The organism is Burkholderia sp. Z1 (assembly GCF_014893795.1).
Classification (GTDB): domain Bacteria; phylum Pseudomonadota; class Gammaproteobacteria; order Burkholderiales; family Burkholderiaceae; genus Burkholderia; species Burkholderia theae.
Genome location: NZ_JACFYL010000002.1, coordinates 1,149,597 through 1,172,381, shown reverse-complemented (window position 1 = coordinate 1,172,381; position 22,785 = coordinate 1,149,597). Strand labels below are relative to the sequence as shown.

Genomic DNA, 22,785 nt, shown 5'->3' with positions numbered 1-22,785 from the left:
CGGCGCCGATCCGGCTCACGGCGATCACGACTGCGCGGCAGCCTCGATCCCGGCCGCTTCGGTGGCCGCTCCAGCGGCCGATGCGCTGGCGGGTTCGCTCGCCGCCGCCCGCGCCGCGTCCTGCTCGGCCATCGCGGGACGATTGCGCAAGTGCAGCAGGAATTCCTGAATCAGCCGATCCCACAGCTCGATCGTCGAGCGCAGGTAGCGCTCGGACACGCCGCCCGCGACGACCACGTCCATCTCCAGCGCGAGAAACGGACCGTGGCTCGCGAGACGCGCGAAGCGCTTGGTCCGGTTCCAGTCCGCGACGAGTTCGGTCGGCAACTCGCCCTGCACCTGCAGCACGCACGACAGCGTGTAGTCGATGTACGGCTGCGCGGCGGCTTCAGCATCGGTGCCCTGCGGCGCGAGCGCGGTGGCCGGGTTGCCGAAGCGCACCGCGAAACCGATGCCCTGGCTCGCGCTCATCAGTTGCACCGTGCCGTTCTGCTCGGCCGCCGTCACGCGGTAGCCCGCGCGGCGCAGCACGTCGGCCAGGCGGTCGGCGCTGATCGCTTCGATCGGCGCATCGTGTGCCGCGCGTTCGTCGCCGGCGTTCGGTTGCTTGTCTTGCATGTCTGTCTTCCCCGTATTCATCGAATCGATCGGTTGATGCCCTGCGCCAGACCCGCGTTCACTGCGCATTCGCGGACGCGGCCGACGCCGGCGCCGCGACGGCCGGACGCGCGGCCGGGTCGTACTTGCCCGCATACAGCGCATCGCCGTAGCGTTGCGCGAGATCGTCGTACTTCACGCGCGCCGATTGCGCGAACGGCTGCCGCGACGAGAACAGCGTGCCGAACCCGACATGCTCGTACGCGTCGAGAATCTCGTGCCCCACGCGATACAGGTCGGCATTGTGTGCCTGGCAGGTTTTCAGTTGCGTGTCACGCGCGGCGACATCCTTCTGCAGTTGCGTGTGCTGCGCATCGCGGGCACGCGACACGGCGAGCAGATCCTCGTAGGACGACTTGTATTTCGCCAGCGACTTCGCGTCCTGCTCGCGGCCCGCCCGCTCCTGCGCGAGCGCGCGCTTCGCGGCCGCCTCGGCGCCCGAATCGCCGCGCGCCGTCGCGAGTTGCCCCTGCAGCGCCTTCAGTTGCGCGAGCGCGTCGTCGCGCTGCTTCTCGGCCGCCGCCTTGTCGGTCTGCAATTGCGCCTGGTTGTCCTGCAGCTGGCGCAGCTCCTGCACGGTCGAGCGCAACTGGCTGCGCAGCTTGTCCTCGATGCTCTGCGCGTGCGCGCAGGCGGCCGCGAACAGCAGCGCGCCGGCCACGCCGGCCGAGAACATCGTGCGATAGGTGGTGTTCATTCGCGGCTCCGGTCAGAAGCGAGCATTGAGCTCGATCTGCAGCACGTCGATCGATACCGGCGGCCCGTACACTTCCTTCGAGCTCAGGTAACGGGCCGACACCCACGTGTCGCGTGCGACCGCATATGCGGCGCCGAGCACGTAGCCGCGCGCGTTGGTGCCGCCGAGATGGAAGTCGGGATCGTTGAACGCGTCGAGCACGGCGTCCGGCTGCAGGTACTTGTACGCGATCGAGAAGTTCCACTGGCCCTTCTCGCGCGGCTCCGGCTCGCCGATCGTCGCCTTCGCGAGGAAGCCGTTCGGCCCGCTGCGGTAGTCGGCGCGCGTCGCGTTCACCGACGTCGATTCGTAGTTGTTGACCGGCAGCGACGCCGCGGCAAACGCCTTGTTGTCGTTGTACGCGAGGTTGCGCACGTATTCGCCGTCCAGGCGCAGCTTGAAGCGATCGGCCACCACCGTGTCCCACTGCGCCTTCAGGTCCAGCAGCCGGTAGTTGTACGCGAGCCCGAAGAGCTGCGGCTGCGGCGTCATCCCCGGCGCGAGGTTCGGATTCTGCACGATGTTGCGCAGCGCGATCAGCGTGTTGCCGCCCTGCATGAACGCGGGCGCCTCGTTGTCGGTGTTGCAGCTCGTCGCGCCGAGATACAGCGCGCACGGCGACGACAGCGTGCCGCGCATGTTCTGGAAGTCGTAGTACGCGACCGCGCCGCGCAGCCGGTTCTTCGCGTCGATCTTCCAGTCCGCGCCGAACTGCGCGCCGAACATCCACTTCGTGTCGCTGCCGGCCTTGTCGGTGCTGTTCGACGGGAAGTTCTCGCTCGTGTACTGGATCGGGAACACGCCGAGCGTGCCGAACAGCGTGACGTCGGGATTCCACGGCAGCGCATGGCGCAGGTTCGCGGCGAGCCCGTCCATCATCAGGTCGTCGGAGAACACCAGGTCCGACTTGAAGAACGGATTGTCGAAGCGGCCGGCCGTCAGGTTCAGCCATGAAGTCGGCTTGTACGCGAAAAACGCCTTGTTCAGCCAGATGTTCTTCTTCGCGAAGCCGCCGCCGGCGGTCGACGTGGTCGACACCGGCCCGTTGTCGTTGCCGCTCGCGAGCTGGATGCCGGCGATCATGTCGTCGGACAGCGTCGCCGTCACGCCGAGCCGCGCCCGGTAGCGCAGCAGGTTGTTGCGGTTCTGCGTGGTGTTCTGCGTCGGCAGCTGCGTCGTGTTGGTGTTCGGGTTGATGTCGAACCCGCCGCCCTGGTTGATCGCCGCGAAGTTCGTCACGTTGTTCGCGTTGCGGCTGCCGTAGAAATGGTATTCGTCGCGCACGCGCAGGTCGCCGTCGAGCTTGATGCGCGACACCCAGTCGGGGAACGTGTTCGGCTGCGCCCAGTTCTCGGCCTTCGCCTGCGCGATCACTTCCTGCTTCACCTGGTCGCGGATCTGGTCGCGCACGAGCTGCGGCACGTACGGCACCGCGACGTCGCCCGGCTGCGTCGGCGGGTTGACCACACCGGCGCCGGCCACCACGGGTGCGCCGGCCCCTCGCGAGGCCCTCGCCTGCACGGCTTCCGTACGCGCCTCGCTGATCAGCTCGTTCGCGTTCTGCTGCGTGAGCACGCCGCGCTTGACGAGCAGGTTGATCAGGTTGATCACCACGCTCTCCGTCGGCGCGGCCTTCCCCGATGCCGCCTGCGCTTCGAGCGACTGCCCGTGCGCGGCGGACGCGCACGTCAGCCCGAGCGTCAGCACCGCCGCGCCGACGCGCGACAGGCGCGCGGGCAGCGCGCCGTTGCGGGGCACCCCACCCCGTCCGTTCATCTTACGAATCATCGAAGCACTCCGAACAATTTTCGTTTCTTTTCCGGCAGCAACCGTGCGACGGCGCTGCCCCATGATTCTTTCGTCGTTTCGCGCGCGCGTCGTCAGCGTCGTCATGCCGGCTTGCGTCCCTGGAGCTTGACGAGCACCGGATACGCGGTCGCGGGTGGCGGCGCCTCGTCGACCTTGCCGAGCGCTTCGACCGCCGCGACCACAGCCGCATCGATCTTCGCGTCGCCGGTCGACTGCGCGATCGTCACCTTCGTGATTCGCCCGGACGAGTCCATCCACAGGTTCAGGTTGCCCGCGAAGCGTGCGCCGCCGGCCTCCTGCACGCCCTTGTCCTGCTCGATCGCGCGCTGCAGCACGTACACCATGTATTGCGCGTAGCTCGCATTGCCGAACTTGCCGCCCCCGCCGCTGCCGATCATTCCGGAGCCGTCGCCCGCGCCGATGCCGAAGTTGTCGCTGCCGGCCTGCGCATCGGCATTCATCGTCATCTGCTTCGGCTGGTTGTCCGACGGCTTCGGTGCTTCGGACGGCTTCGGCGCGATCGTCGGCCGATCGATCGGCGTCTTGACCTCTTCCTTCACCTTTTCGGGCGGCGGCTTCTGTTTCGGCGGCGGCGGTGGCGGCGGCAACGGGATCACCGTCGTCACCTGCGGCGCGCTCACGCGCTTCACACCCGCGGTATCGCCCGCGAAACGCCAGATCAGCGCGGCCAGCCCCGCGAGCACGAGCGCAATCACGACGGGCTTCACGTAGCGGCCGGGGCCCTTGTCCGGCGGGCCGCCGTTGTAGGTCATTTCCATTGCGCGCCCTAACCCTGCTTCGCCCTGCCGGTCACGAGACCGACTTGCGACAGGTCGAGGCGGCGCAGCAGGTCGAGCACGTCCATGACCTTCTGGTACTGCACGGCCGCGTCGCCCTTCAGCACGATCGGGAATTCCGGATTGGTCGCCTTCTCGGTGCGCAGCCGGCTCTCGAGCTCGTCCATCGTCACCGGGTACGCATCGAGGAAGACCTGCCCCGAATCGGCGACCGTGATCGCCTTCGTCTTCGGTTTCGCGAGACTCGCGGACGAGCTCGCCTTCGGCAGATCGACCTTGATGCCCTGCACCGACGCGGTCGTCATGATGATGAAGATGATCAGCAGCACGTACGCGAGGTCGAGCATCGGCGTGATGTTGATGTCGTCGTACGGCTTGTCGTCGTCCTGAACCTGCATGGTGATCTCCTGCGTGCGTTCAGTGCGGTCAGTCGGCCAGCACCGCGTGATCGGGCGTGCGATGCGCTTCGGCGAGGCGCGTGACGAATTCGTCGACGAACACCTGCATGTTCGCGGTCACGTTCTTGTTGCGGATCAGCAGGTAGTTGTAGCCAAACAGCGCGGGAATCGCGACGAACAGGCCCGTCACCGTCGCGAGCAGCGCGGCCGCGATACCCGGTGCGATTGCGTTCACGTTCACGTCGCCGGCCGCCGCGATCGCCGCGAACGTGATCATCACGCCGACCACCGTGCCGAGCAGGCCGAGGAACGGGCCGCCCGAAATCGCGATCGTCAGCAGCACCATCGATTTCGACAGCCGCTGGTTCTCGCGCACGAGCGTCGCGTCCATCGACGCGCGGATCGCCTCGATCGATTCGGACGTGATCACCGTGCGGCCGTTGCCGTCCACGCGACTGTGAATTTCATGCACGCCGGCCTTGTACAGCCGGTACAACGACGACTGGTACAGCCGGCGACCGTCGTCGCTCGCTTCGTCGACATGCGCGAGACCGACCAGGTGACGCCCGGCCACTTCGCGAAAGCGCTGCACGAAATACAGGTTCGCCTTGTCGACGGTGCCGACGTAACGCGCCTTCGTCCACATCACGACCCACGACACGACCGCCATGCCGAGCAGGATCGCGATCACGACCCACGCGTCGACCGTCACCGACTGCACGATCACGCCGAAGTAACCGAAGCCGAAGCCCGACTGCTTCTCGTCGGCGCCATACGCGACCAGCTTCGATTCCGAGCCCTGCGCGAGCACGTCGACGGCGAGCGCGGCCGGCGAACGCGCGATCTTCGACAACCGCAGTTCGTCGAGCGCGCCCGTGTAGGCAGCCAGCCCGGCCGGCGCACCGGCCGCATCCGCGCCGATCGTCGCCGTGCCGTTCAGCGCGGGCAGCGTCGCCGCGACCTGCGCGGCCTGCTTGCCGTTCACGTAGACGGTCAGGTTCTTGCCGTCGGCCGTGACGGCCAGATACGTCCACTGGTTCGCGGCGACCGGCGCGGCGGCCGGCGTCCGCACCGGTGCCGGGCTGTTGGCGGCACCGTCGACCTGCGCGAACGGCACGCCGTTGTCGAGGCCGATCAGCAGCGCGTTCGCACCGTCGCGGCTGCTGTACAGCAGCGTGTTCGGTGCCAGCGCCGACGGCTTCACCCACGCGCTGAACGTGAAGCTGCCGCCGGCAGCCAGGTTCAGCGACGGGCTCGCCGGCAGCGTCAGCGACCCGCTGCCGTCGAACCGCGCGCCCTTGCCGACGATGCCGTCCTCGACCGTGCGGAACGATGCGTTCTGCGCATTGTTGCCGTACGCGGTCATATCCTTCGGCGGCGCACCCGCCGCGCCGTTGAAGTGGTAGACGAGCGTGTAGTCGGCGTCGAACGTCTCGGCCGGCTTGCTGCCGTCCGGCGCCTTCTTGTTGCCGTAGTACATCCAGATCGACTCCGCGGCGCCGGCCGGCATCTTCGGAATGTCGACCCAGATCAATGCGACGCCGAGCACCGGATCGTATTGCTCGACGTGGTAATTCAGCGGCGTCTTGTCATCGGCGGCGACGAAGCGGATGTCGGCGCCGTTGTCGGCCAGCCCGTCGAACTGGAAGTTGCCCGAGTGCAGGCGAATCAGCAGCGGCACGCGGCCGGCCGACTCGGCGAGATTCGCGCCCTTCGCGCTCGCGTCGATCGTGATCGCCTTCCGGTACGACCAGTCGTTCTGCCACCATGCGTTCGCGATGCCGGGCAGCACGCCGAGCATCACCGCCAACAGGAAAAACAAGACTCGCTTCACGATCCACTCCCCGAATGTGCGGGCGCCGCGCTCGTCGCATCGCCCAGGCACGATCAAAAAAATCCGTCAGAACCCCAGCCTTACGTAGAAATCGAATCGCGGGCTGTACTGCCGCGTATAGACGCCCGCCTTCAGCGGCCACCCGGCCTCGAAATCCGCGCTCGCGTACTTCATGATCTGCAGCCGTGTGCCGACGCCGACGCTCATCAGGTTGAAACGCGATGTCTGCTCCGGCAGCGGGCTCAGCAGCCACAGGTGCGCGGCATCGAAGAACGCGTGGAAGCGCCACTCGTTCAGGCGGCTGCCGACCGCACCGCCGAGCCACTTCGCGAGCGACGGGCTGCGCACTTCGAGCGACGCGATCACGCCGCTGTCGGCCGTGTTCTCGGCCTGCATGTAGCCACGCACGCTGTTCATCCCGCCCGCGGCGAACTGCTCGCTCGACACGAGCGGCGAGTTCGAGATCTGCGCGTTCACGTGCGCATTGGCCTGCATGTCGTTCGCGAAGCGCTGCGTGTGGTTGACGTCGAACTTGCCGTACACGAAATCGGGCGTCGCGTTGTAGCGCTTGTTGTCCCATGCGCCCCAGTCGCTGCCGAGGCCGCGGATGTTCGTCGTCATCGACGCGGAAAACGACGTCTGCGAGTTCTTCAGGCTCAGCTGGCCGTTGTACGACAGCGTCACCGGCACGTAGGTGAGCGGCGCCGTCGAGACTCCCTGGCCCGGCTGCGACACGTTCTCGTCGTAATGCTTGCGGTCGATCTCGACGCTGACCGAATGCGCGTAGGTTTCCGACGCCGGCAGCGAATAGATCGCGGTGAAGCCGAACGTCGTGCCCTTGCCGAGCACGTTGGTATTGCCGACCGACGCGACGTTGCTGTCCGAATGCACGACCGTCGCGAGGAAGCTCCAGCGCGAATCCTTGATCGGCGCGAGATACGAGAACGCGTAGACACGCGCGTCGTTCGGATGCTGCGGCGCGAGCACATAGGTGCCGGAAATCACGTGGCCGAGCTGCCACAGATTCGAGTAGCTGAGGCTTGCGCTGGTGCGCAGCGTCGACGTGCCGGGGCTGTTGTCGTTGTTCAGTTCGAGCGTGCCGTGCAGCGGGCTGTGATCGTCGACTTTCAGATCGACGTCGACCGTCTGCGGCATCGCGCCCGGCTTGAGCACCGGGATCACCTGCCGGTCCGCCGAGCGGTTCAGGTCGGTGAGCTGCTGCTGCGCCTGGTTGAAATCGGGCACCTGGCCTTCGGCCAGCGCCGGCACCGCATCGCGGATGTTCTGCGGCGAGTTGTATTGCGCGCCGTCGACGCGCAACCGGCCGACCTTCGCCTCGACCACCTGCAGCAGGATCACGCCGTTCTTCACCTGCTGCTGCGGCAGCTCGACGACGACCGACTGGTAGCCGCGCTCCTGGTACGCCTTCTGCAATGCGTCGCGTGCCGCGTTCACGTCGGCGAGCGTGCGGCCCGGTCCTTCGAACGGATACACGGCCTTCTCGATCTCGAGCGTCGGCAACGTCGTGTTGCCGCGCACCACGAAGGCATTCACGTCGAACGTCTGCGGGGCCGTCTTCGCGGCCGGTGCGGCATCCTGCGCATGAATGCCCGGCGCGAGGCCCAGCCCTCCGACCAGCACGGCGCCGGCCAGGCATCGGCACTTCAGCCGCCATCGTTCGCGTGACTTGCGGTCTACTCTCGGCGGCATGCGCCATTCCCCTTTGTTGTTCCGGATCGCAACGAAGCGCACCGCGCCAGCCGCTTGCTCCGCTATCAAATGCCTGTTTCACTTTGATGACGATTTATTCGTCATCCTTAGCATGATCTGCGCAATGCTTTTCCCGATTCCCGTACCCGGTGCGCTCGACGCATCTACCGGAAAGGACGAAGCGAATCCGGAAAACCCGCAACCTCCGGCGCGCATCGTCACGATCGGCCACCTGGCGACGCAGCGGCACTGCTGCGTCGGTCGGCAACGACGATCGTGTACGGCGCTCGAGTCGCCGCTCTCACCTACCTAGACGGAACCGGGCGCGCATTGCCGCAAACTTTTTTTCGCGGGCCGTCCGACGCGACGCCCAAAGTGAGACACGGCCGCCAGCGTGCGGCCTGCAATGCGCGCGCAACAGCAGCCCGCGCGGATCGCGCGGGACGTTGCGCAGGAATGTGCGTGGCCCCCGTTTCGTGTGCGTTTCGTCCGCCATGGCCGTCAAGGCTCGTGGACGTCGCGCTCGTGCGCGATCGCCGGCAAACGTGTTGCCGCTCCGAGGGCGACGCGCCTGGCGCGTTGCCCTTTCGTGCGGCACGACAATCCTCAGGTTTCAACCGGGAAGTTTTTGTGACATTCCACTGAAGATATTCACGAGATGCACGCGAGACCGTCCCCGCACCGCGGGTTCGCGATGCGGCGCCGCGGGAAACGTCCCGGTCGTGCGAAATCCTGCGGTTTGTGGCCGCTCGCTTCGTCCTAGCTATTGGGTAAAAACCAAACACGTCAACGCCAGGATTCCTCCATGTCATTCGCCACGATGTTCGTACGGTGGCTCGCCGGGCGCCTTGCCGGCGATGCCGCGACCGCCGGCCGGCGGCCGTCCGCCGCCTTCGCCGCGGCGCGGCGCCCGTTGCGCTGGCGCGCGCCCTGGCTGGTCTGGCATCTGGTGTCGTGGGTCGTGCTCACGTTGCTCGCGCCGCCGATCTGGACGATCGGCACGCTGCTGCTGATCAACGCGTCGAGCGATCAGCCGCTGTTCTGGATGCTCGCGATGGCGATCGTGCCGGTCGCGAACGGCGCCGCGATCGTCGCGGCGAACCAGCGGCATCACCGCACGCCGTTCACGCGGCGTTCGACGGTCGCGCTTTACCTGTTCTTCGTCGCGATGGCGGTCGGCTGCGCGCTGTTCGTGTTGCTGCTGTGGCGCTCGCATTCGATCGCGTCGCTGGTCGGCCCGCTCGCGGTGAGCGCCGACGGCACGCATGCCGCGACGCTCGCATTCTGGGTGGCCGGGCTCACCGCGATGTTCGGCGTCACGTCATCTGCGCATGCGAGCATCGCCCACGCGTGGCTGGCGTTCGTCGACTGAGCGCCGTCGCGCGCCATTGCGGGAGCCAAGCGAATGCATCGAGACGGAAGGTTCGGGAACGCACGAGCGCCGCGCGAACGCGGTATCGCGATCGTGACGGTGCTGCTCGTCGTCGCGCTGGCTGCCACGCTCGCGGCAAGCGTGCTGTGGCGCCAGCAGGTCGCGACGCGCGACGTGGAAAACCAGCGGCTCGCGACGCAGACGATGTGGGTCGAGCGCGCGGCGGTCGAATGGGCGCGTGCGACGCTGCGCGCGCAGAGCGCGACGTCGAACGTCACGTTCGTCGGCCAGCCGTGGTCATCGCCGGCCGCCGACGTGCAGCTTGCGGACCTGCTGCCGCCCGACGCCGCGGCCGTCAACGCGGAGCTGTCGCGTGCATGGATATCCGGCCATGTCGAGGATGCGCAGGCGCGCTTCAACCTGACGAACCTCGTGTCGCGCGTCGCGCCCGGCAAGCCGTGGCAGGCCAATGGCGAAGGCGTGCTGGCGTACCGGCGGCTGCTCGGTCAGCTATCGCTCGATCCCGCGCTCGCGCAGCTGACGGCCGACTACATGCTGCGCTCGCTGCGCGACACGAACGGCCCCGACGGCTGGCCGCTGCAACTCGTTTCCATCGACGATCTCGCGCGCATCCCCGGCTACGACGCGCATGCGATCGACACGCTGGCGCCGTTCGCGACGATCCTGCCGGACCTGACCACCGTCAACGCCAATACCGCGGCCGAGCCCGTGCTGGTCGCCGCGATTCCGACCCTGTCGGCCAGCCAGGCCAAGCGGCTCGTCGACCGGCGCGCCACCGCGTACTTCGTCAGCACCGGCGACATCGCCGAATACCTGCTGCCCGCGCGCGGCGGCAATCCGACGCTGCCGGACGGATCGGCCGTCGGCGTCAACAGCATCTATTTCCTCGTGCATTGCCGCGTGCATTCGGCACGCATCAACGCGCGCGTCGACACGCTGATCGCGCGCTACGGCAGCGGCAATTTCACGTGGACGTCGGTGATCTGGGTGCATCGGCTCACGAGCTGAGCGCGAAGGCAGCGCGAACCGCAGGCTAGTTCAGCGACGATTCGCTCAACGCGACGGAACGCACACCCTGCGCTGCCGCGCAATCGAACGACAGTCGCGTGAGATTCGTCTCGCGCACTTCGCCCAGCAGCCGGTTCCAGTCGTCGATCGACACGAGCAGCGCGATCGGCCGGTTGTACTTCGTGACCATCACGAGTGCCTCGCCCGCATGCCGCAACGCCTTCGACGGATTGCTGCTGAAGTCGCGCGTCGCCATCGCGATCGTGCGCAGGCTGAACACGTTCGCGGCGGGATCGCCGCCGTCGTCGTGCAGCAGGTGTTCGAGCGTCGCCGCGCGCAGCAGCGCCTGCGACTTCGCGGACAGACGGTTGTCGCGGCGCCTGCGCCGCTCGCTGCGCGGATCGACGTGCACCGCGAGCATCCGCACGATCTGGCCGAGCGTCGTCGCCGGTAGCTGATCGTAGCGCCGCCACCAGCCCGGCGGCAGCGCGATCATCATCCCCGCATAGGTTGCCGCGACACTGTCGGCGATATGCAGCGGCACGCGTTCCGCATCACGTTCGTCAAGGCCGAGCGCGCCGACGACGACGCGCGTCATCACGCTGAACGCGTTGTACGCGAATGCCGCGATGCCGCTCGCGAGCAACGACGCACGCGCGGGCACACCGCCGAACAGTGTGCCGCCGACCACGGAGTCGAGCGGCAACGGCAGCGCGTCGCGCCAGCGACGCCGCGCCAACTGCATGACCTGGCACGCGTCGAACTGCTCGACCGGCAGGTTCGTCAGCACCGCGATCGTCGTGCCCGGACTGCCGTCGAGCGTGTGATCGCGCCATTCGATCCGCCTGAGCGTACCGGCCACGTCACCGTCGCCCGCGATGCCGACGGCCTGCTCGCGGAGGTACCCGGTATCGAGCCGACCGGCATCGCGCCAGCCGCCGAGCGGCCGGCATGCCGCCGGGTTGCCATAGTCGCGAAGCACGAACGCGCCGCCGCGGCGCGGCCAGCCCGACACGATCGCATCGGTATCGAAACGGCCGTCGACGATCCACAGCTCGCCGGGCCTCACCGTTTCCAGCAGCGCGCCGACGAACGCCCGTTCATGCGAGCGGCCGCGTTCGACCGGCAGCAGATCGACGATCATCGCGAGATCCGGATCGTAGACCGGCAGCACGCGTGCGCCGGTCAGGCCCATCGCCGCATCGCGCGCCGGGTCGTCGCAGGCACGGCCGCAACCGCAGCCAGTGGCACCGGGCGCGCAACCGTCGCCCGCGCCGTCCAGCACGCGCAGCCGCATCCCGCCGAGCGCGCGCGCACGTTCGTCGGCCCGCGCCGCCGCGACGGGCAACAGCAGGTCGACGCTGTCCCTGACGAGCGCGCGTCCCCAGCCGGCCCGCCATCGGCTCATGCCGTCGTGGAGCGCGGCCACGGCGGCGCCGGACGCGGACAGCGCGCCTGCGGCCACCGCCTGCGGCGTCTGCGCCCGCGCGGCAAGCGCCGCGATCGCGTCGACCGCCAGCGCGAACAGCGTCTCGCGGATCGACTCGTCGTCGGGTTCTTCGTCGGCTTCGGCCGCGCTGTCGATCCAGTCGTCATGCAGCGCGCATTGCAGCACGAGCCGCGTCATGATCGTCATCGGGCTCTGTTCGACGAAGCGTTCCACGATCGTTCGCATCATCCGTTCACTCCACACTGTTCGTCCGGCTGCACTCGCCTGACCGCGGCGCGGCGCAATCGCACTTGACGAAGCGTTTTCGACGCCGCAGCATCGTGGGCGACCCGATCCGCGCGACGCCGCGCCGTCGCGGCGGTCCGCCCGCAATCGATGCACGAGGCACCGGCATGTACGTAGATCCACGCGTGGCGCACGGCCGCGCCCGGTTCGACCTGAGCGGCTCTCCGCGGCTCGTCGCCGACGAGCGCCGCTGGGAAATCAGCGACATCGTCACGCGCGGCATCGACGATTTCACCGGCGTGCGCAACCGCCGCAACCTGATGCGGCTGCTCGAACGCCAGATCGCGCCGAAGCTCGCGCGCCTCGGGCTCGAGCCGTACGTCGGCACGCTCGGTCATGCCGAAGGGCTGTTCGTCAACTTCTCGACGATGAGCGCCGAGCACGGCCTGCGCGAATTCCAGCTTCAATTGACAGTGCCCGACCTCGTGCTGCGCAGCTTCGCGTCGAACGCGATCCGGCCGCATGCGGTCGCGCGCTGCATGCAGCGCAACGGCGTGATGTCGCTTGCGGAAATCGAGCATGAAACGCGCATCGCGTTCGTCGCGGCGCGCGTGATGCGCTCGCTGGCACTCGCGGAAGGCTGGCAGCAGATCGGCGTGCCGACGCCGCACGGGCTGTTCGTCGGCACGCTGACCGATGCGCACGACGTCGCGATGAACACCTATTTCCGGCCCGGCGACAACGACCGTCCGTCGCGCTGGAGCGGCTTCTCGGCACTCTTCTCGACGATGCCGGACTGGCGCGCGGAACAGGTCCGGCACGGCGGCGAGCTGCTGCAATGGATGGTCAACCATATCGTGGCCTTGCAAGAATCCGCACCGTTCGTCGAACGCTTTCCGTTTCTGCGCGAGCCGCTGCGCGACGCCGGCGATCCGCTCGACGCCGCGTGGAGCGGCGCACGCGCCGGCCTGCAGCACGGGGCGCCATCCTGAATCCTGAATCCCGACGCGTGAATCCGGGCTTCCGGGGCTCGACCGGCCAGACCTCGCCGCACGCAGCCCCGCCACGTCAGCGGTGATCCGGGGGCCAAGCCGCCCCCCGGTCCCGCTCTACGACCCCTCTTCACGGCCCCCTCGCTCTCTCATATACAAGGTCGAAGCGAACCCGCCTAACCCGCAGACTTTCTTGCGACACCCGCGCACCGCATCAGTGCGTGCGCGTCGACCCGCCCGGCTCACCCGGCTCCTGGCGGCCGACCGTCTCCAGCACGGCCCACATCCAGATCAGCTCGCGAACCGTGCGCGCATGCTCGTCGCTCAGCGCGCGCCAGCGTGCGAAAGCGTCGAGTTCCTGTTCCGTCGTGTCGCCGGCGCGCAGCCACAGCAGCCAGCGCACCGCGCCCTCGCGGATCGCGTCGGCGCGCGTGTTCGCGTCGCCGGAATCCGCATCCCGTTGCGATTCGTTCATGATCACGCCACCGCCCGAAGCTCCATCGACACACATTCCCCGCACCGCGCATCGTTGCGCGGCCGGGGCGCTTGCCACCCACGCCTCGGGTCCGACGACGCTCCACCGGGCCGTCATGACAGACGGCCCGGCGTTTGCCGGCCCTCATTGATCAGGTCGTATCGGACGGCCGTAACCCGCAGTGCGCGGACAGCCGAAAAGGAGGCGAATGAATCGCCGGCAGAAGGAAGACGGGGAAGTTAAGCGCGGGAAGCCGGTCAGCTCAGCAGCACGATATTGCCGGGCAGGCGCGTGATGTGCGCGCCATACAGGCGGCCGACCATGTCGATCACGTCGTCGAGCCGCGTGATCGGGAACTGCGCCTGCATCCGGTTCGTGCCGAGCGACGCGCTGCGCAGGATCACCTTGCCGCGCCGGTAGCGGTTGATCTCGTCGACGACGTCCGCGAGCGGCACGCCGTTGAACACCAGCATGCCGCGCCGCCATGCGCTGACCGCGCCCGGATCGATCCGCGCCACCGGCTGCACGCCGCGATCGTCGTAGACGACTTGATCCTCGGCCTTCAGCGTGCGCGCGCCGCGCGGATGCTCGAGCGCGACCGTGCCCGACAGACAGGTCACGCACACCTGCGAACCCGTGCGCCGCACGTTGAAGCGCGCGACGCTCGCCAGCATGCGGCCGCCGCCCGCAACCACGGTGACGGGCTGGATCGGCGTCGCGCGGTCGGCCGGCGGTGCGGCCGCGTCGATCTCCGCTTCGCCCGCGACTACTTCGACGCCGTGCGCGGCATCGCTCGCGGCCAACACGTCGAGACGCGTCTGCGTATTCAGCTCCACCGTCACGCGCGACGACAGCGCGACGCTGCGCTGCTCGCCGGTGCCCGTGTGGTAATCGGCCGCGAGGTCGCCCAGCGACGGCCACAACTGCATCGGCGGGCGCAGCGCGAGCCACGACCCGCCGGCCGCGACCGCGAAACCGATGAACGCGCGCCGCCCGGTGCGCATCGTGCGCTCGCGCTTTGCAACGTTTGCCCAGGCAGCGGCCGCGCGTTCCTCGTGCGCGAGTTCGGTCGCAGCCGTGCGCAGCGAGCTCCAGGTGTCGCGCAGCAGATCGGCGGCTTGCGGACGATCGGCGCACCAGCGCTCGAACGCGTCGGCTTCGGCCTGGCTCGCGTCCCCCGAGCGCAGACGCAACAGCCACGCACTCGCTTCGTCGAGTTCGTCGTGGGCAGGTTCGGCCTGGGCTTTCGTCATCGTCCGGATGCTCAAAATTTACGCGGGCCGCCTCGCGCACCCGTGTACGAATCACCGTCTTCTTCCTGCATGCGCTGCAGGCAGTACTTCATTGCAGCGCTCAGCTCGCTTTCGACCAGCCGCAGCGAAATGCCGAAATGCTCGGCGATCTCGCGGTTCAGCAGGCCGTCCACGCGGGCGGCCAGCAGGATCGCGCGGCGCCGCGGCGGCAGGCCGCGCAGCACGTCCTTCAGCGTCTCGACCTTGCGGCGCGCCGCGACGATGCGCTCGGGGTCGGCCAGCTCGTCGGGCATCTCGAGCAGCGTCTCGACATCGTCGTCGTGCAGATGCCGCCGTTCGCGGCGATGCTGGTCGATCGCGACATTGTTCGCCATCCCGAGTATATAAGCGTCCGCATTCGTCACCTGCGTGGAGACGTTCGCGTTCTCGAGGCGCAGCCAGGTTTCGTGCAGCGCGTCGGCGGCGCCGTCCTTCGACCCCGTCACACGCTCGAGGCGCCTGACGAGGTACGCATAGCGCGTCGCCAGCAGCTTCCTGAGCCCGGTGCGGTTGCTGTCGGACATGGCGGCCTAGCCCCGAACGGCCGGCTGCGGCGCCGGACAACGGAAATGCACGCCGTTGCCGGCCGGTCGCAGCAGGATCGTGACCGGCTGCGGCAGGTCTGCCGGCGGCGCATCGTCCAGCTTCAACGCACGCAGCGCGCGCATCACCGCCGCGTCGCGGGCGGCCGAGCCGCTCGATGCCACCATGTTGACCGCCACCACCGCCCCCCTGTTGTCGATGCGCACCTGCGCGACGAGTCGATAGCTGCCCGGCACGGCCGCAGGCTGCGCGCACAACGCATCGATCAGATGCGCCTGCAGCAGGCCCGCGAACGCGCGCCGATCTCCGGAATCGCCGATCCCGTCGATCGGCAAGGCCGCATCCGCCGGCGTGTCAGCCGTGGCGGGCGCCATCTCGGCGGCCGGCTGCGCGACGATGATCGCTTCGTCCGGACGCGAGAATTCCGCACGCAACCCCGTTCCGGCCAGCATCCGCTCGAGCGCGTCGCGCGGCGCGAATTCGCCCTGGACCGGCGCACTCGTGCGCCCGTCGAGCAGCGGCGCCGGCGCCAGCACGATCAGCTCGGTGATCCGCGCGAAGTCCTGCAAGGTCTTCGCGAGGGGCTGCGCGGGCAGATCGAAACGCACCACGCTGCCCGGCTGGCGGCCGATGGAACCGGTCTCCTGTGCCTGCACGCCGCGCATGCACAGCACGACGAACGCGAGCCACGCAACGAGCGCCAGGACACCGGTCGGCGCCCGTGAACGAGTCATGAATCCCTGGACGGAAGTGGAGTTGCACGTTGCCGGCGAAACGCGCACCCCCGTGAGCGGTTCCGTGGCAAACGAACGACAGATTGTGAGCGGGCACTATGACAGTCAGGTGAACCGTGCAGCGAAGCGACTCAATACTTTCCCTGCTTTCATGAAGCACGCATTCAACGGACCGTCTGCGGCTGCAGCAGTGCCGAAACGGACGTCACGCCGGGCTTGCCGTCCGCGCTCGCGTGAGCGCTCACGACACGAACGTGGTGCGTGTGGCGCATGCGGTCGAGCCAGTCCATCCAAGCGGCAAACGACACGCCCTTTGCGTCCACCTGGATGCCTTCGCCCAGCACCGCGACTTGCGCCTTCGCGATGCCGGCCTGCACGAGCGACGCGGCAAGCGCGTCCCGCAGCGCAGCACCGGCAGGTGGCCGGATCGCGGCGGCCGCACGCAGCCGTCGTGCCTCCGCGAGTTGCCCGCCGGCTTCGGCCACCTGCATCTGCAATGCGGGCAGGTTTGCCGCGATCCGGGTGCGGCCCGTGTATGCGGGCTCCCACATCACGTTGTAGACCAGTGCCGCGAACAACAGCGCGCCGCCGCCCGCCAGCAGCACGCGCTCGCGCGGCGAACGGCCGTCGAGCCACTGAGTCAGCGCGACGCGGGCCGCGTGGAGCCGAGCATCCATTTCGCATCCTCCTCGTTGGCCGTCACGCCCTGCGCCTGCAGGCGCTGGCGGAATCCGTCGCCGTCGACGGCGGTCCCGGGACGGAATGCGACCGCCAGCGCACCGTCGCGATAGTCGAGCGTCGCGATCGCATCGGACGGAATCGGGCCAAGCGCACGCGACAACGATGCCGACAGCACCAGGTAATCGTTTGCACGTAGCTCGCCGGCCGCTGTGCGCAAGCGTTCGAGCCCGGTCCGCATTTGCATCGGCGGGTCGAGCATCACCGTCGTGTCGGGGAACGCCGCTTTCACGCGGGCGGTCAGTTGCGCATTCAACGCATCCTGGCGATGACGCAGCTGGAACCACTGCACGTTGATCGTCGCGATCGCGACGACGGCCGACGCGATCGCCAGACCGGCGGGCACGCGCCAGCGACGCCATCCGCCACGGTCGGCGCGCGTGTTGCGTGCGAATTCGAACTGGCACAGGTCGAACCTGCAGTCGAGCGCGCCGCGTGCAAGCACGTCCCACGGCAATGTGTGTGCGACGGGCAGCATCTCCGAATGTCTGCCCCCTCGTTCGAGCATGTCCGATTCGGTTGTAGCGCCGCTTTCGACATCGTCATGAACGTCGACAACCAGCACGTGGACTCGGACGGATTCGTGTTTCGACAACTCGGCAATCGTGACGTCCAGCGCCGACGCGCGCGTTTCAAGGCCGAACCCCGACGTTCCGCGCCGGACAGCCAGTTCGAGCCGTGGCGGGTCGGCTACCGTTTCGCCAACGATCTCGCTCGGTACAGGCGGACTCACGATCAACACGTTGGCTTCGCTGTGTTCATCGCCATCCGCTTGCTCGCCACCGCCCATCGCCATGCAATGAATCAACGGCACCGCACGCACGCGCCGGTGGCCGGCCGTGTCGAACCAGTCGATCACTTCGCCGAACCGCTTGCGATCGACAACCGCCACGGATCGCGCCGCGTCGCCGCTCGCAGTCGGGCCGACGGCGACGTGACTCTGCTGCGCATCGCCGATCAGGTATTCCTCGACCGCATGCGGCAGCACGCGCCGCAGCTTCGTGCCCGTCACGGGCGGCAGGGTCACGTCGACGAGCAACGTATCGCGCGCGGCAAGCACGAGCACCGTCGACGCGGCCTTCGGCCACGCATCGCGATGTGCACTTCCCGCACGGACGAGCTGGCCGCGCCGGTCGAACAGCGCGTACGGCATCGCGACTGCTTGCCAGTTTTCCGCATCGAACGTGCCGATCGACGGCAGCAGCACGATCAGGCTCGACATCGCGCCTCCCGGGCGCCGCACGCGCCGCTCATGGCCGACGGACGACAAAGTTGCCGATGCCCGTGCCGACCACGGCCATCCGCACGTCGCCCGACCACAGCGTGATCGTCACCGGCACATCGATGCTTTCGCTGCCGAGCACGATACGCGACGGCGTTTCACCGCCGCCCGTATAACGCACCGACACGCCCGTCACCTCGGTGCCCCAGCGGCGCGCGCGATACAGGTCGTCCGTCATCGGCGCCCAGGTGCCGCTTTCCGTGCGCTGCACGAACCGGTAGCCGCCGCCCATCGGCTGCCACGCGATCGGCATCGAGCGCACCTGCGCTTCGTCGCCGGCCGATTCGAGCAGGTTCGCAAGCCGCTGCGCTTCCTCGGCCAGATCCGTGCGGCGATTGCGCGATGGCGTGAGCGTCACGACCGCGACCAGCAACCCGACGATCACGAGCACGACGAGCATCTCCAGCAGCGTGAAGCCCGCCGCGCGACGCGCCGCGAACGGGCGACGTTTCCTGACGTGCGCGATCGTCATGCCGTTACTGCCACGAGCCGATGTCCGCATCGTTCCCATCGCCGCCCGGCTTGCCGTCCGCGCCGTAGCTGAACACGTCGATCGCGCCATGCGCGCCCGGATTCAGGTATTGATATGCGTTGCCCCACGGATCCTTCGGCAGCCGTTCCAGATAACCGCCGTCCTTCCAGTTGTTCGGCACCGGATCGGTGGTCGGTTTCTGGATCAGCGCAGCGAGCCCCTGCTCCTGCGACGGATAACGACCGTTGTCGAGGCGATACAGGTTCAGCGACTGCATCATCGTGCCGATGTCCTGCTTCGCTGCGATGCGCCGTGCCTCGTCGGGGCGGCTCATGATCTTCGGCACGATCAGTGCCGCGAGAATCCCGAGGATCGCGACGACCACCATGATCTCGATCAGCGTGAAGCCGCGTTGCGTGCGACGGCGTGCAAGTTCATGCGCCGGCCTTGCGTGCGATGTTCGCGCTGCGTCGTGCGTCGTCATCATGCATTCACCCTTGCGTCAAAGAATGGAAACCGTTCCCTGTTCATCGAATCGATCCGTCGCCATGAAACCGCTCGCCCTGCTCCGCACCGTTCCGTCCCGCGTCGACCTTCTGCCGCTCGTCGCGACCCTTGTCGCCGGCACGGCGCTCGTCGCCGTGTCGATATGGGCCGCGCGCCTGCTGAATGCACCCGATGCGCCGGCACCCGCCCGTACCGCACCGCCCGCGCCGTTCGACGTCACGGCCAGCGCGCAGCTTTTCGGCGCCAAACCCGACGACGGCCGCGACGCCATCCAGTTGCTCGGCGTGCTCGCGTTCGACGCACGCCGGGCGGCCGCGATCGTCAGCGTCGGCGGCGAAGCGGCGCGCGTCGTGCGCATCGGCTCGGCGATCGGCGAAGCCGCGAAGCTCGCCGAAGTGCGCGCGCGCTCGATCGTCGTCGACCGCAACGGCCTGCAACGCGAGATCGCGCTGCCCGCCGTGCAGAAGGCGAACGCGTTCGTGCGCTGAACCGCGCGTCACTGCACCATGTTGTTCAGCTCGATGATCGGCATCATCACCGCGAGGACGATCACGAGCACCACACCGCCCATCACCAGGATCAGCAGCGGTTCGAGCAGGCTCGTCAGGAACATCGTGCGGCGTTCGAGCTCGCGCGATTCACCTTCTGACGCGCGGTCGAGCATCGTCGTCACGTCGCCGGTCGCCTCGCCCGAGCGGATCAGGTGCACGAGCACCGGCGGGAACGTCTTCGTGTGGGCCAGCGCGCGCGACAGCGCCGAGCCTTCGCGAACGCGCACGATCGCATCGTCGACGTTCGCGCTCATTGCGCGGTTCGACAGCGTCTCGCCGGCCGCCTGCAACGCGCGCAGGATCGGCACGCCGGCCGCGGTCAGGATGCCGAGCGTGCTCGCGAAGCGCACCGTGTTGTAGCCGCGCACGAGCTTGCCCGCGAGCGGCGCGGTCAGCAGCCAGTGATCGAACCTGAGCCGCGGCCCTTCCCGCGACAGCACCTTGCGGATCGCGAACACGATCGCGACCGTCGCCAGGAACGACGCCCACCACCAGTGCCGCACGAAATCGGACAACGCCATCATGACCACCGTCAGCGTCGGCAACTGCTGCTTCGTGCTGGTGAACACGTTCGCCACCTGCGGCACCACGTAGCTCAGCAGGAACGTGACGATGCCGAACGCGATCAGCGTGACGATGCCCGGATAGGTAAACGCGAGCAGGATCTTCTGCTTCAGCGCGTTGCTCTGCTCGATGTAGTCCGCGAGACGCGACAGCACGATGCCGAGCTTGCCCGTATGCTCGCCGGCCGCGACGAGCGCGCGGTAGATTTCCGGAAAATCGCGCGGATGCTGGCCGAGCGCGTTCGCGAACGAATGGCCGCCGACGACTTCCGCGCGGATCGACGCCATCAGCTCGCGCAGGTATTCGCGCTCGGCCTGCTCGCTCAGCACCGACAGCGCTTCGTCGAGCGGCAGCCCCGCGACCAGCAGGCTCGCGAGCTGGCGCGTGAGGATCGCCTGCTCGCGCTGCGACAGCTTGCGGCCGAACGACAGACGTTGTTGGCGCGCGCCATGCAGGCGTTGCGCGGCCAGCTCGACGACGAGCGGTGTGAGCCCCTGCGTGCGCAAATGGCTGCGCCCGGCGCGCGCGCTGTCGGCTTCGAGCACGCCTTTCAGCGTGCGGCCGGTAGGATCGATCGCTTCGTAGCGGAATGCCGACATGTCTGTGCCCTCGTGTCAGTGTCACGCATAGGACTTTTCCGACGACGTCGCGCAACGCGCCGGACGGAGTCGCCGGGGAAGACTAAGGAGCGAACCGGCGCAAATTTGTGACGGATGTTGGGCTACCTTTTTTGTTCTTTTCGGGTCTTATTACTTTTGGTCGTTATTCTTATATCGGGGAAACGATTTCATCTTGAGCGACCGCACCAATTATTCAAGCATTAACCATCTCGCAATCATAAAGTGATGCTCGCTTGTAAAAATTATCTGATCAACTTCAGGAATATTTCCCCAGGACGCCCCATCCGTTTCTGGAAGGAATGTTCCGTAGCATTCGCCACGAAACTGACTTGATGTTGCGATAGCGCTGCCTCCTGCGCCAACAGCACCGAGGCACAAGGCTCCGCCACCGTGCGCGATCAAGTTCCCAACATCTGGGAATCCCTAATCCCGCGAATCGGTCTCGAATTAATGCGCCGTCAATCCGGATAACGCGCTCCCGATATCAATAAAAATGTTACGTACCATTCGTTATTAAAAATTCACACGCGTCATACGGATTTCCCCCTACATTTACCCGGCGGTTCACAAGTATTCCAACCGCTGTTGCAGGGGTTCCCGTTTATCTTCGTCCAAGGAAATTTCTCATGAAATCCAGCAAGCGCAAGATCTGTCAGGTCCTGGCTCTCGTCGTTTCGGGCATGGGCGCATCGCTCGCGATGGCCGCAGGCCCGGTGATTCAAGGTGGCGGTTCGTCGCTCGTCGCGCCGACGATCGGCTCGGTCAGCAACGCCAGCAGCGAAATCGGCCTGTTCGGCACGTCCGAAGGCACGTTCACGTACTACTCGGTCGGCTCGGGTGCCGGCCAGAACGCATTCCTGAACAACCAGCCGACGTTCTTCGGCTCGGGTGTCTCGGGCACGGTTCACTTCGCCAACAGCGATGCCGCGCTGACGACCGCTCAGGTCACGGCTTACAACAACACGGGCCTCGGCACCACGAACGGTCCGCTGATCCAGATCCCGTACATCGTGACGGCGATCACGGTACCGGTCGTCAACGCGCCGGCCGTGACGAGCTCGATCACGCCGCAAACGACGCCGGGTCAGGCGCACAGCATTGCGCTGAACGATGACGATCTGTGCGGCATCTTCTCGGGCAAACTGACGAACTGGAATCAGGTCACCAATCCGGAAGGCGGCAACTACTCGCTGAACACGCCGATCAAGGTTGTCTATCGCGCGGACGGCAGCGGTACGACCGAACTGCTGACCCGCCACCTCGCTGCAGTCTGTACGACCGCCAACACGGCGTCGGGTGTCAAGTTCGTCGATTCGCTGACGTTCGCGAACTCGTCGGCGTTCCCGTCGGGTGTGCCGGCGAACTTCATCGCTGCGTCGGGTAGCGGCGGCGTTCGCGGTTCGCTCGCTTCGCTGTCGTCGGCTGGCACGGCCGCTGTCGCGTATCTGAGCCCGGACTATACGAACACGTTCCTCGCGTCGCAAAGCGCGGTCGTGACGTCGTCGGGCGCGCTGCAGCTTCCGATCGCCAGCCTGTACAACACGGTTGCCAAGGCGTATTACGCCCCGACGTACGCGAACGCGACGACGGCACTGGGTACGATCTCCGCACCGTCTGGTAACGACGCTGCCGATCCGACCAAGTGGGTTCCGGTTTCCGGTGCTGCTTATACGGCCCTGGCGAACCCCGCATCCGGCTATCCGGTCTCGGGCACGAGCCAGATCATCCTGAGCCAGTGCTACGCCAACGGCGCGGCAGCAACGGCTGTTCACGACTTCCTGAACAACCACTACACGAACGCAAGCTACGCCTCGGTCGTTCATGGCAATGGGTTCGATACCGTGCCGTCGGGCTTCCAGACCGCGATTTCGGCGAACTTCCTGAGCAACTCGAGCAACAACTTCCTCGACATCAACGATTCGGGCGTCTGCGGCGCGGGCGGCTTTGCCGGCCGGTAAGTTGGCTCACGTCTGAGTCAATGTCCCGGTGAACCGCCTC

At 67.3% G+C, this 22,785-nt stretch carries 22 protein-coding genes; 5 read left to right on the top strand and 17 right to left on the bottom strand.

Going from position 1 to position 22,785, the window contains the following annotated elements; translation table 11 throughout:
* Positions 1 to 24 precede the first annotated feature (24 nt).
* The 7 genes from H3H55_RS22280 to H3H55_RS22250 form a co-directional block, all read right to left on the bottom strand.
* Positions 25 to 618, bottom strand: coding sequence for a YbjN domain-containing protein (locus H3H55_RS22280; RefSeq protein WP_193100232.1), 594 nt, complete (start codon positions 616 to 618; stop codon positions 25 to 27).
* 58 nt (positions 619 to 676) lie between these two features.
* Complete coding sequence (locus H3H55_RS22275; RefSeq protein ID WP_193100231.1) at positions 677 to 1,354, bottom strand: hypothetical protein; 678 nt, start codon at positions 1,352 to 1,354, stop codon at positions 677 to 679.
* A gap of 12 nt (positions 1,355 to 1,366) precedes the next feature.
* On the bottom strand, positions 1,367 to 3,181 hold the full coding sequence (locus tag H3H55_RS22270; RefSeq protein WP_193100230.1) for a putative porin: 1,815 nt from the start codon (positions 3,179 to 3,181) through the stop codon (positions 1,367 to 1,369).
* 101 nt (positions 3,182 to 3,282) lie between these two features.
* Positions 3,283 to 3,981 carry a TonB family protein gene (locus H3H55_RS22265; RefSeq protein WP_193100229.1) on the bottom strand — a complete coding sequence of 233 codons (699 nt, stop codon included), beginning with the start codon at positions 3,979 to 3,981 and terminating at the stop codon, positions 3,283 to 3,285.
* An 8-nt stretch (positions 3,982 to 3,989) separates the two neighbouring features.
* Positions 3,990 to 4,397, bottom strand: a complete 408-nt coding sequence (locus tag H3H55_RS22260) for an ExbD/TolR family protein (RefSeq protein ID WP_048247341.1) — start codon at positions 4,395 to 4,397, stop codon at positions 3,990 to 3,992.
* Positions 4,398 to 4,425: 28 nt separating this feature from the next.
* Positions 4,426 to 6,231, bottom strand: a complete 1,806-nt coding sequence (locus tag H3H55_RS22255) for a DUF2341 domain-containing protein (RefSeq protein ID WP_193100228.1) — start codon at positions 6,229 to 6,231, stop codon at positions 4,426 to 4,428.
* A gap of 66 nt (positions 6,232 to 6,297) precedes the next feature.
* A complete protein-coding gene (locus H3H55_RS22250; protein ID WP_226800345.1) occupies positions 6,298 to 7,941 on the bottom strand; it encodes a ShlB/FhaC/HecB family hemolysin secretion/activation protein in 1,644 nt (547 codons plus the stop codon).
* Between the two features lie 805 nt (positions 7,942 to 8,746).
* Between H3H55_RS22250 and H3H55_RS22245 the strand changes: the two genes are divergently transcribed.
* Both H3H55_RS22245 and gspK read left to right on the top strand, forming a co-directional pair.
* Positions 8,747 to 9,313: a hypothetical protein gene (locus H3H55_RS22245; RefSeq protein ID WP_193100227.1), complete on the top strand. Its 567-nt coding sequence runs from the start codon at positions 8,747 to 8,749 to the stop codon at positions 9,311 to 9,313.
* A 33-nt stretch (positions 9,314 to 9,346) separates the two neighbouring features.
* The gene (gene gspK, locus H3H55_RS22240) at positions 9,347 to 10,342 is read left to right on the top strand and encodes a type II secretion system minor pseudopilin GspK (protein ID WP_193100226.1); all 996 of its coding nucleotides are present in this window, start codon (positions 9,347 to 9,349) and stop codon (positions 10,340 to 10,342) included.
* A gap of 25 nt (positions 10,343 to 10,367) precedes the next feature.
* Here the strand turns inward: gspK and H3H55_RS22235 are convergent, their stop codons facing one another.
* Positions 10,368 to 12,020: a type II toxin-antitoxin system Phd/YefM family antitoxin gene (locus H3H55_RS22235; RefSeq protein ID WP_193100225.1), complete on the bottom strand. Its 1,653-nt coding sequence runs from the start codon at positions 12,018 to 12,020 to the stop codon at positions 10,368 to 10,370.
* 164 nt (positions 12,021 to 12,184) lie between these two features.
* On the opposite strand from H3H55_RS22235, the gene H3H55_RS22230 reads away from it, so the two are divergent.
* Entirely contained in the window at positions 12,185 to 13,009 is an 825-nt protein-coding gene (locus H3H55_RS22230) for a hypothetical protein (RefSeq protein WP_193100224.1), read from the top strand.
* 214 nt (positions 13,010 to 13,223) lie between these two features.
* On the opposite strand, the gene H3H55_RS22225 is transcribed toward H3H55_RS22230, so the two are convergent.
* The 8 genes from H3H55_RS22225 to gspG all read right to left on the bottom strand — a co-directional run bounded on the left by H3H55_RS22225 (position 13,224) and on the right by gspG (position 19,029).
* Positions 13,224 to 13,484 carry a FecR/PupR family sigma factor regulator gene (locus H3H55_RS22225; RefSeq protein WP_226800344.1) on the bottom strand — a complete coding sequence of 87 codons (261 nt, stop codon included), beginning with the start codon at positions 13,482 to 13,484 and terminating at the stop codon, positions 13,224 to 13,226.
* A 257-nt stretch (positions 13,485 to 13,741) separates the two neighbouring features.
* Positions 13,742 to 14,737: a FecR family protein gene (locus H3H55_RS22220; protein ID WP_193100223.1), complete on the bottom strand. Its 996-nt coding sequence runs from the start codon at positions 14,735 to 14,737 to the stop codon at positions 13,742 to 13,744.
* A gap of 11 nt (positions 14,738 to 14,748) precedes the next feature.
* Complete coding sequence (locus H3H55_RS22215) at positions 14,749 to 15,300, bottom strand: RNA polymerase sigma factor (protein WP_048247329.1); 552 nt, start codon at positions 15,298 to 15,300, stop codon at positions 14,749 to 14,751.
* Between the two features lie 6 nt (positions 15,301 to 15,306).
* The gene (locus H3H55_RS22210; protein ID WP_193100222.1) at positions 15,307 to 16,053 is read right to left on the bottom strand and encodes a secretin and TonB N-terminal domain-containing protein; all 747 of its coding nucleotides are present in this window, start codon (positions 16,051 to 16,053) and stop codon (positions 15,307 to 15,309) included.
* Positions 16,054 to 16,217: 164 nt separating this feature from the next.
* A complete protein-coding gene (gspM, locus tag H3H55_RS22205) occupies positions 16,218 to 16,730 on the bottom strand; it encodes a type II secretion system protein GspM (protein ID WP_193100221.1) in 513 nt (170 codons plus the stop codon).
* On the bottom strand, positions 16,694 to 18,013 hold the full coding sequence (gene gspL, locus H3H55_RS22200) for a type II secretion system protein GspL (protein ID WP_193100220.1): 1,320 nt from the start codon (positions 18,011 to 18,013) through the stop codon (positions 16,694 to 16,696). Before gspL ends, gspM begins: the two co-directional genes overlap by 37 nt.
* A 28-nt stretch (positions 18,014 to 18,041) precedes the next feature.
* Complete coding sequence (locus tag H3H55_RS22195) at positions 18,042 to 18,545, bottom strand: GspH/FimT family pseudopilin (protein ID WP_226800343.1); 504 nt, start codon at positions 18,543 to 18,545, stop codon at positions 18,042 to 18,044.
* A 4-nt stretch (positions 18,546 to 18,549) separates the two neighbouring features.
* Entirely contained in the window at positions 18,550 to 19,029 is a 480-nt protein-coding gene (gspG, locus tag H3H55_RS22190; RefSeq protein WP_193102095.1) for a type II secretion system major pseudopilin GspG, read from the bottom strand.
* A 64-nt stretch (positions 19,030 to 19,093) separates the two neighbouring features.
* Between gspG and H3H55_RS22185 the strand changes: the two genes are divergently transcribed.
* Positions 19,094 to 19,540 carry a type II secretion system protein N gene (locus H3H55_RS22185; protein ID WP_193100218.1) on the top strand — a complete coding sequence of 149 codons (447 nt, stop codon included), beginning with the start codon at positions 19,094 to 19,096 and terminating at the stop codon, positions 19,538 to 19,540.
* A gap of 8 nt (positions 19,541 to 19,548) precedes the next feature.
* Here H3H55_RS22185 and gspF read toward each other — a convergent pair whose 3' ends face one another.
* Positions 19,549 to 20,766 carry a type II secretion system inner membrane protein GspF gene (gspF, locus tag H3H55_RS22180; RefSeq protein ID WP_193100217.1) on the bottom strand — a complete coding sequence of 406 codons (1,218 nt, stop codon included), beginning with the start codon at positions 20,764 to 20,766 and terminating at the stop codon, positions 19,549 to 19,551.
* Between the two features lie 647 nt (positions 20,767 to 21,413).
* Between gspF and H3H55_RS22175 the strand changes: the two genes are divergently transcribed.
* Positions 21,414 to 22,745: a substrate-binding domain-containing protein gene (locus H3H55_RS22175; protein WP_129515250.1), complete on the top strand. Its 1,332-nt coding sequence runs from the start codon at positions 21,414 to 21,416 to the stop codon at positions 22,743 to 22,745.
* The last annotated feature ends 40 nt before the right edge of the window (positions 22,746 to 22,785 follow it).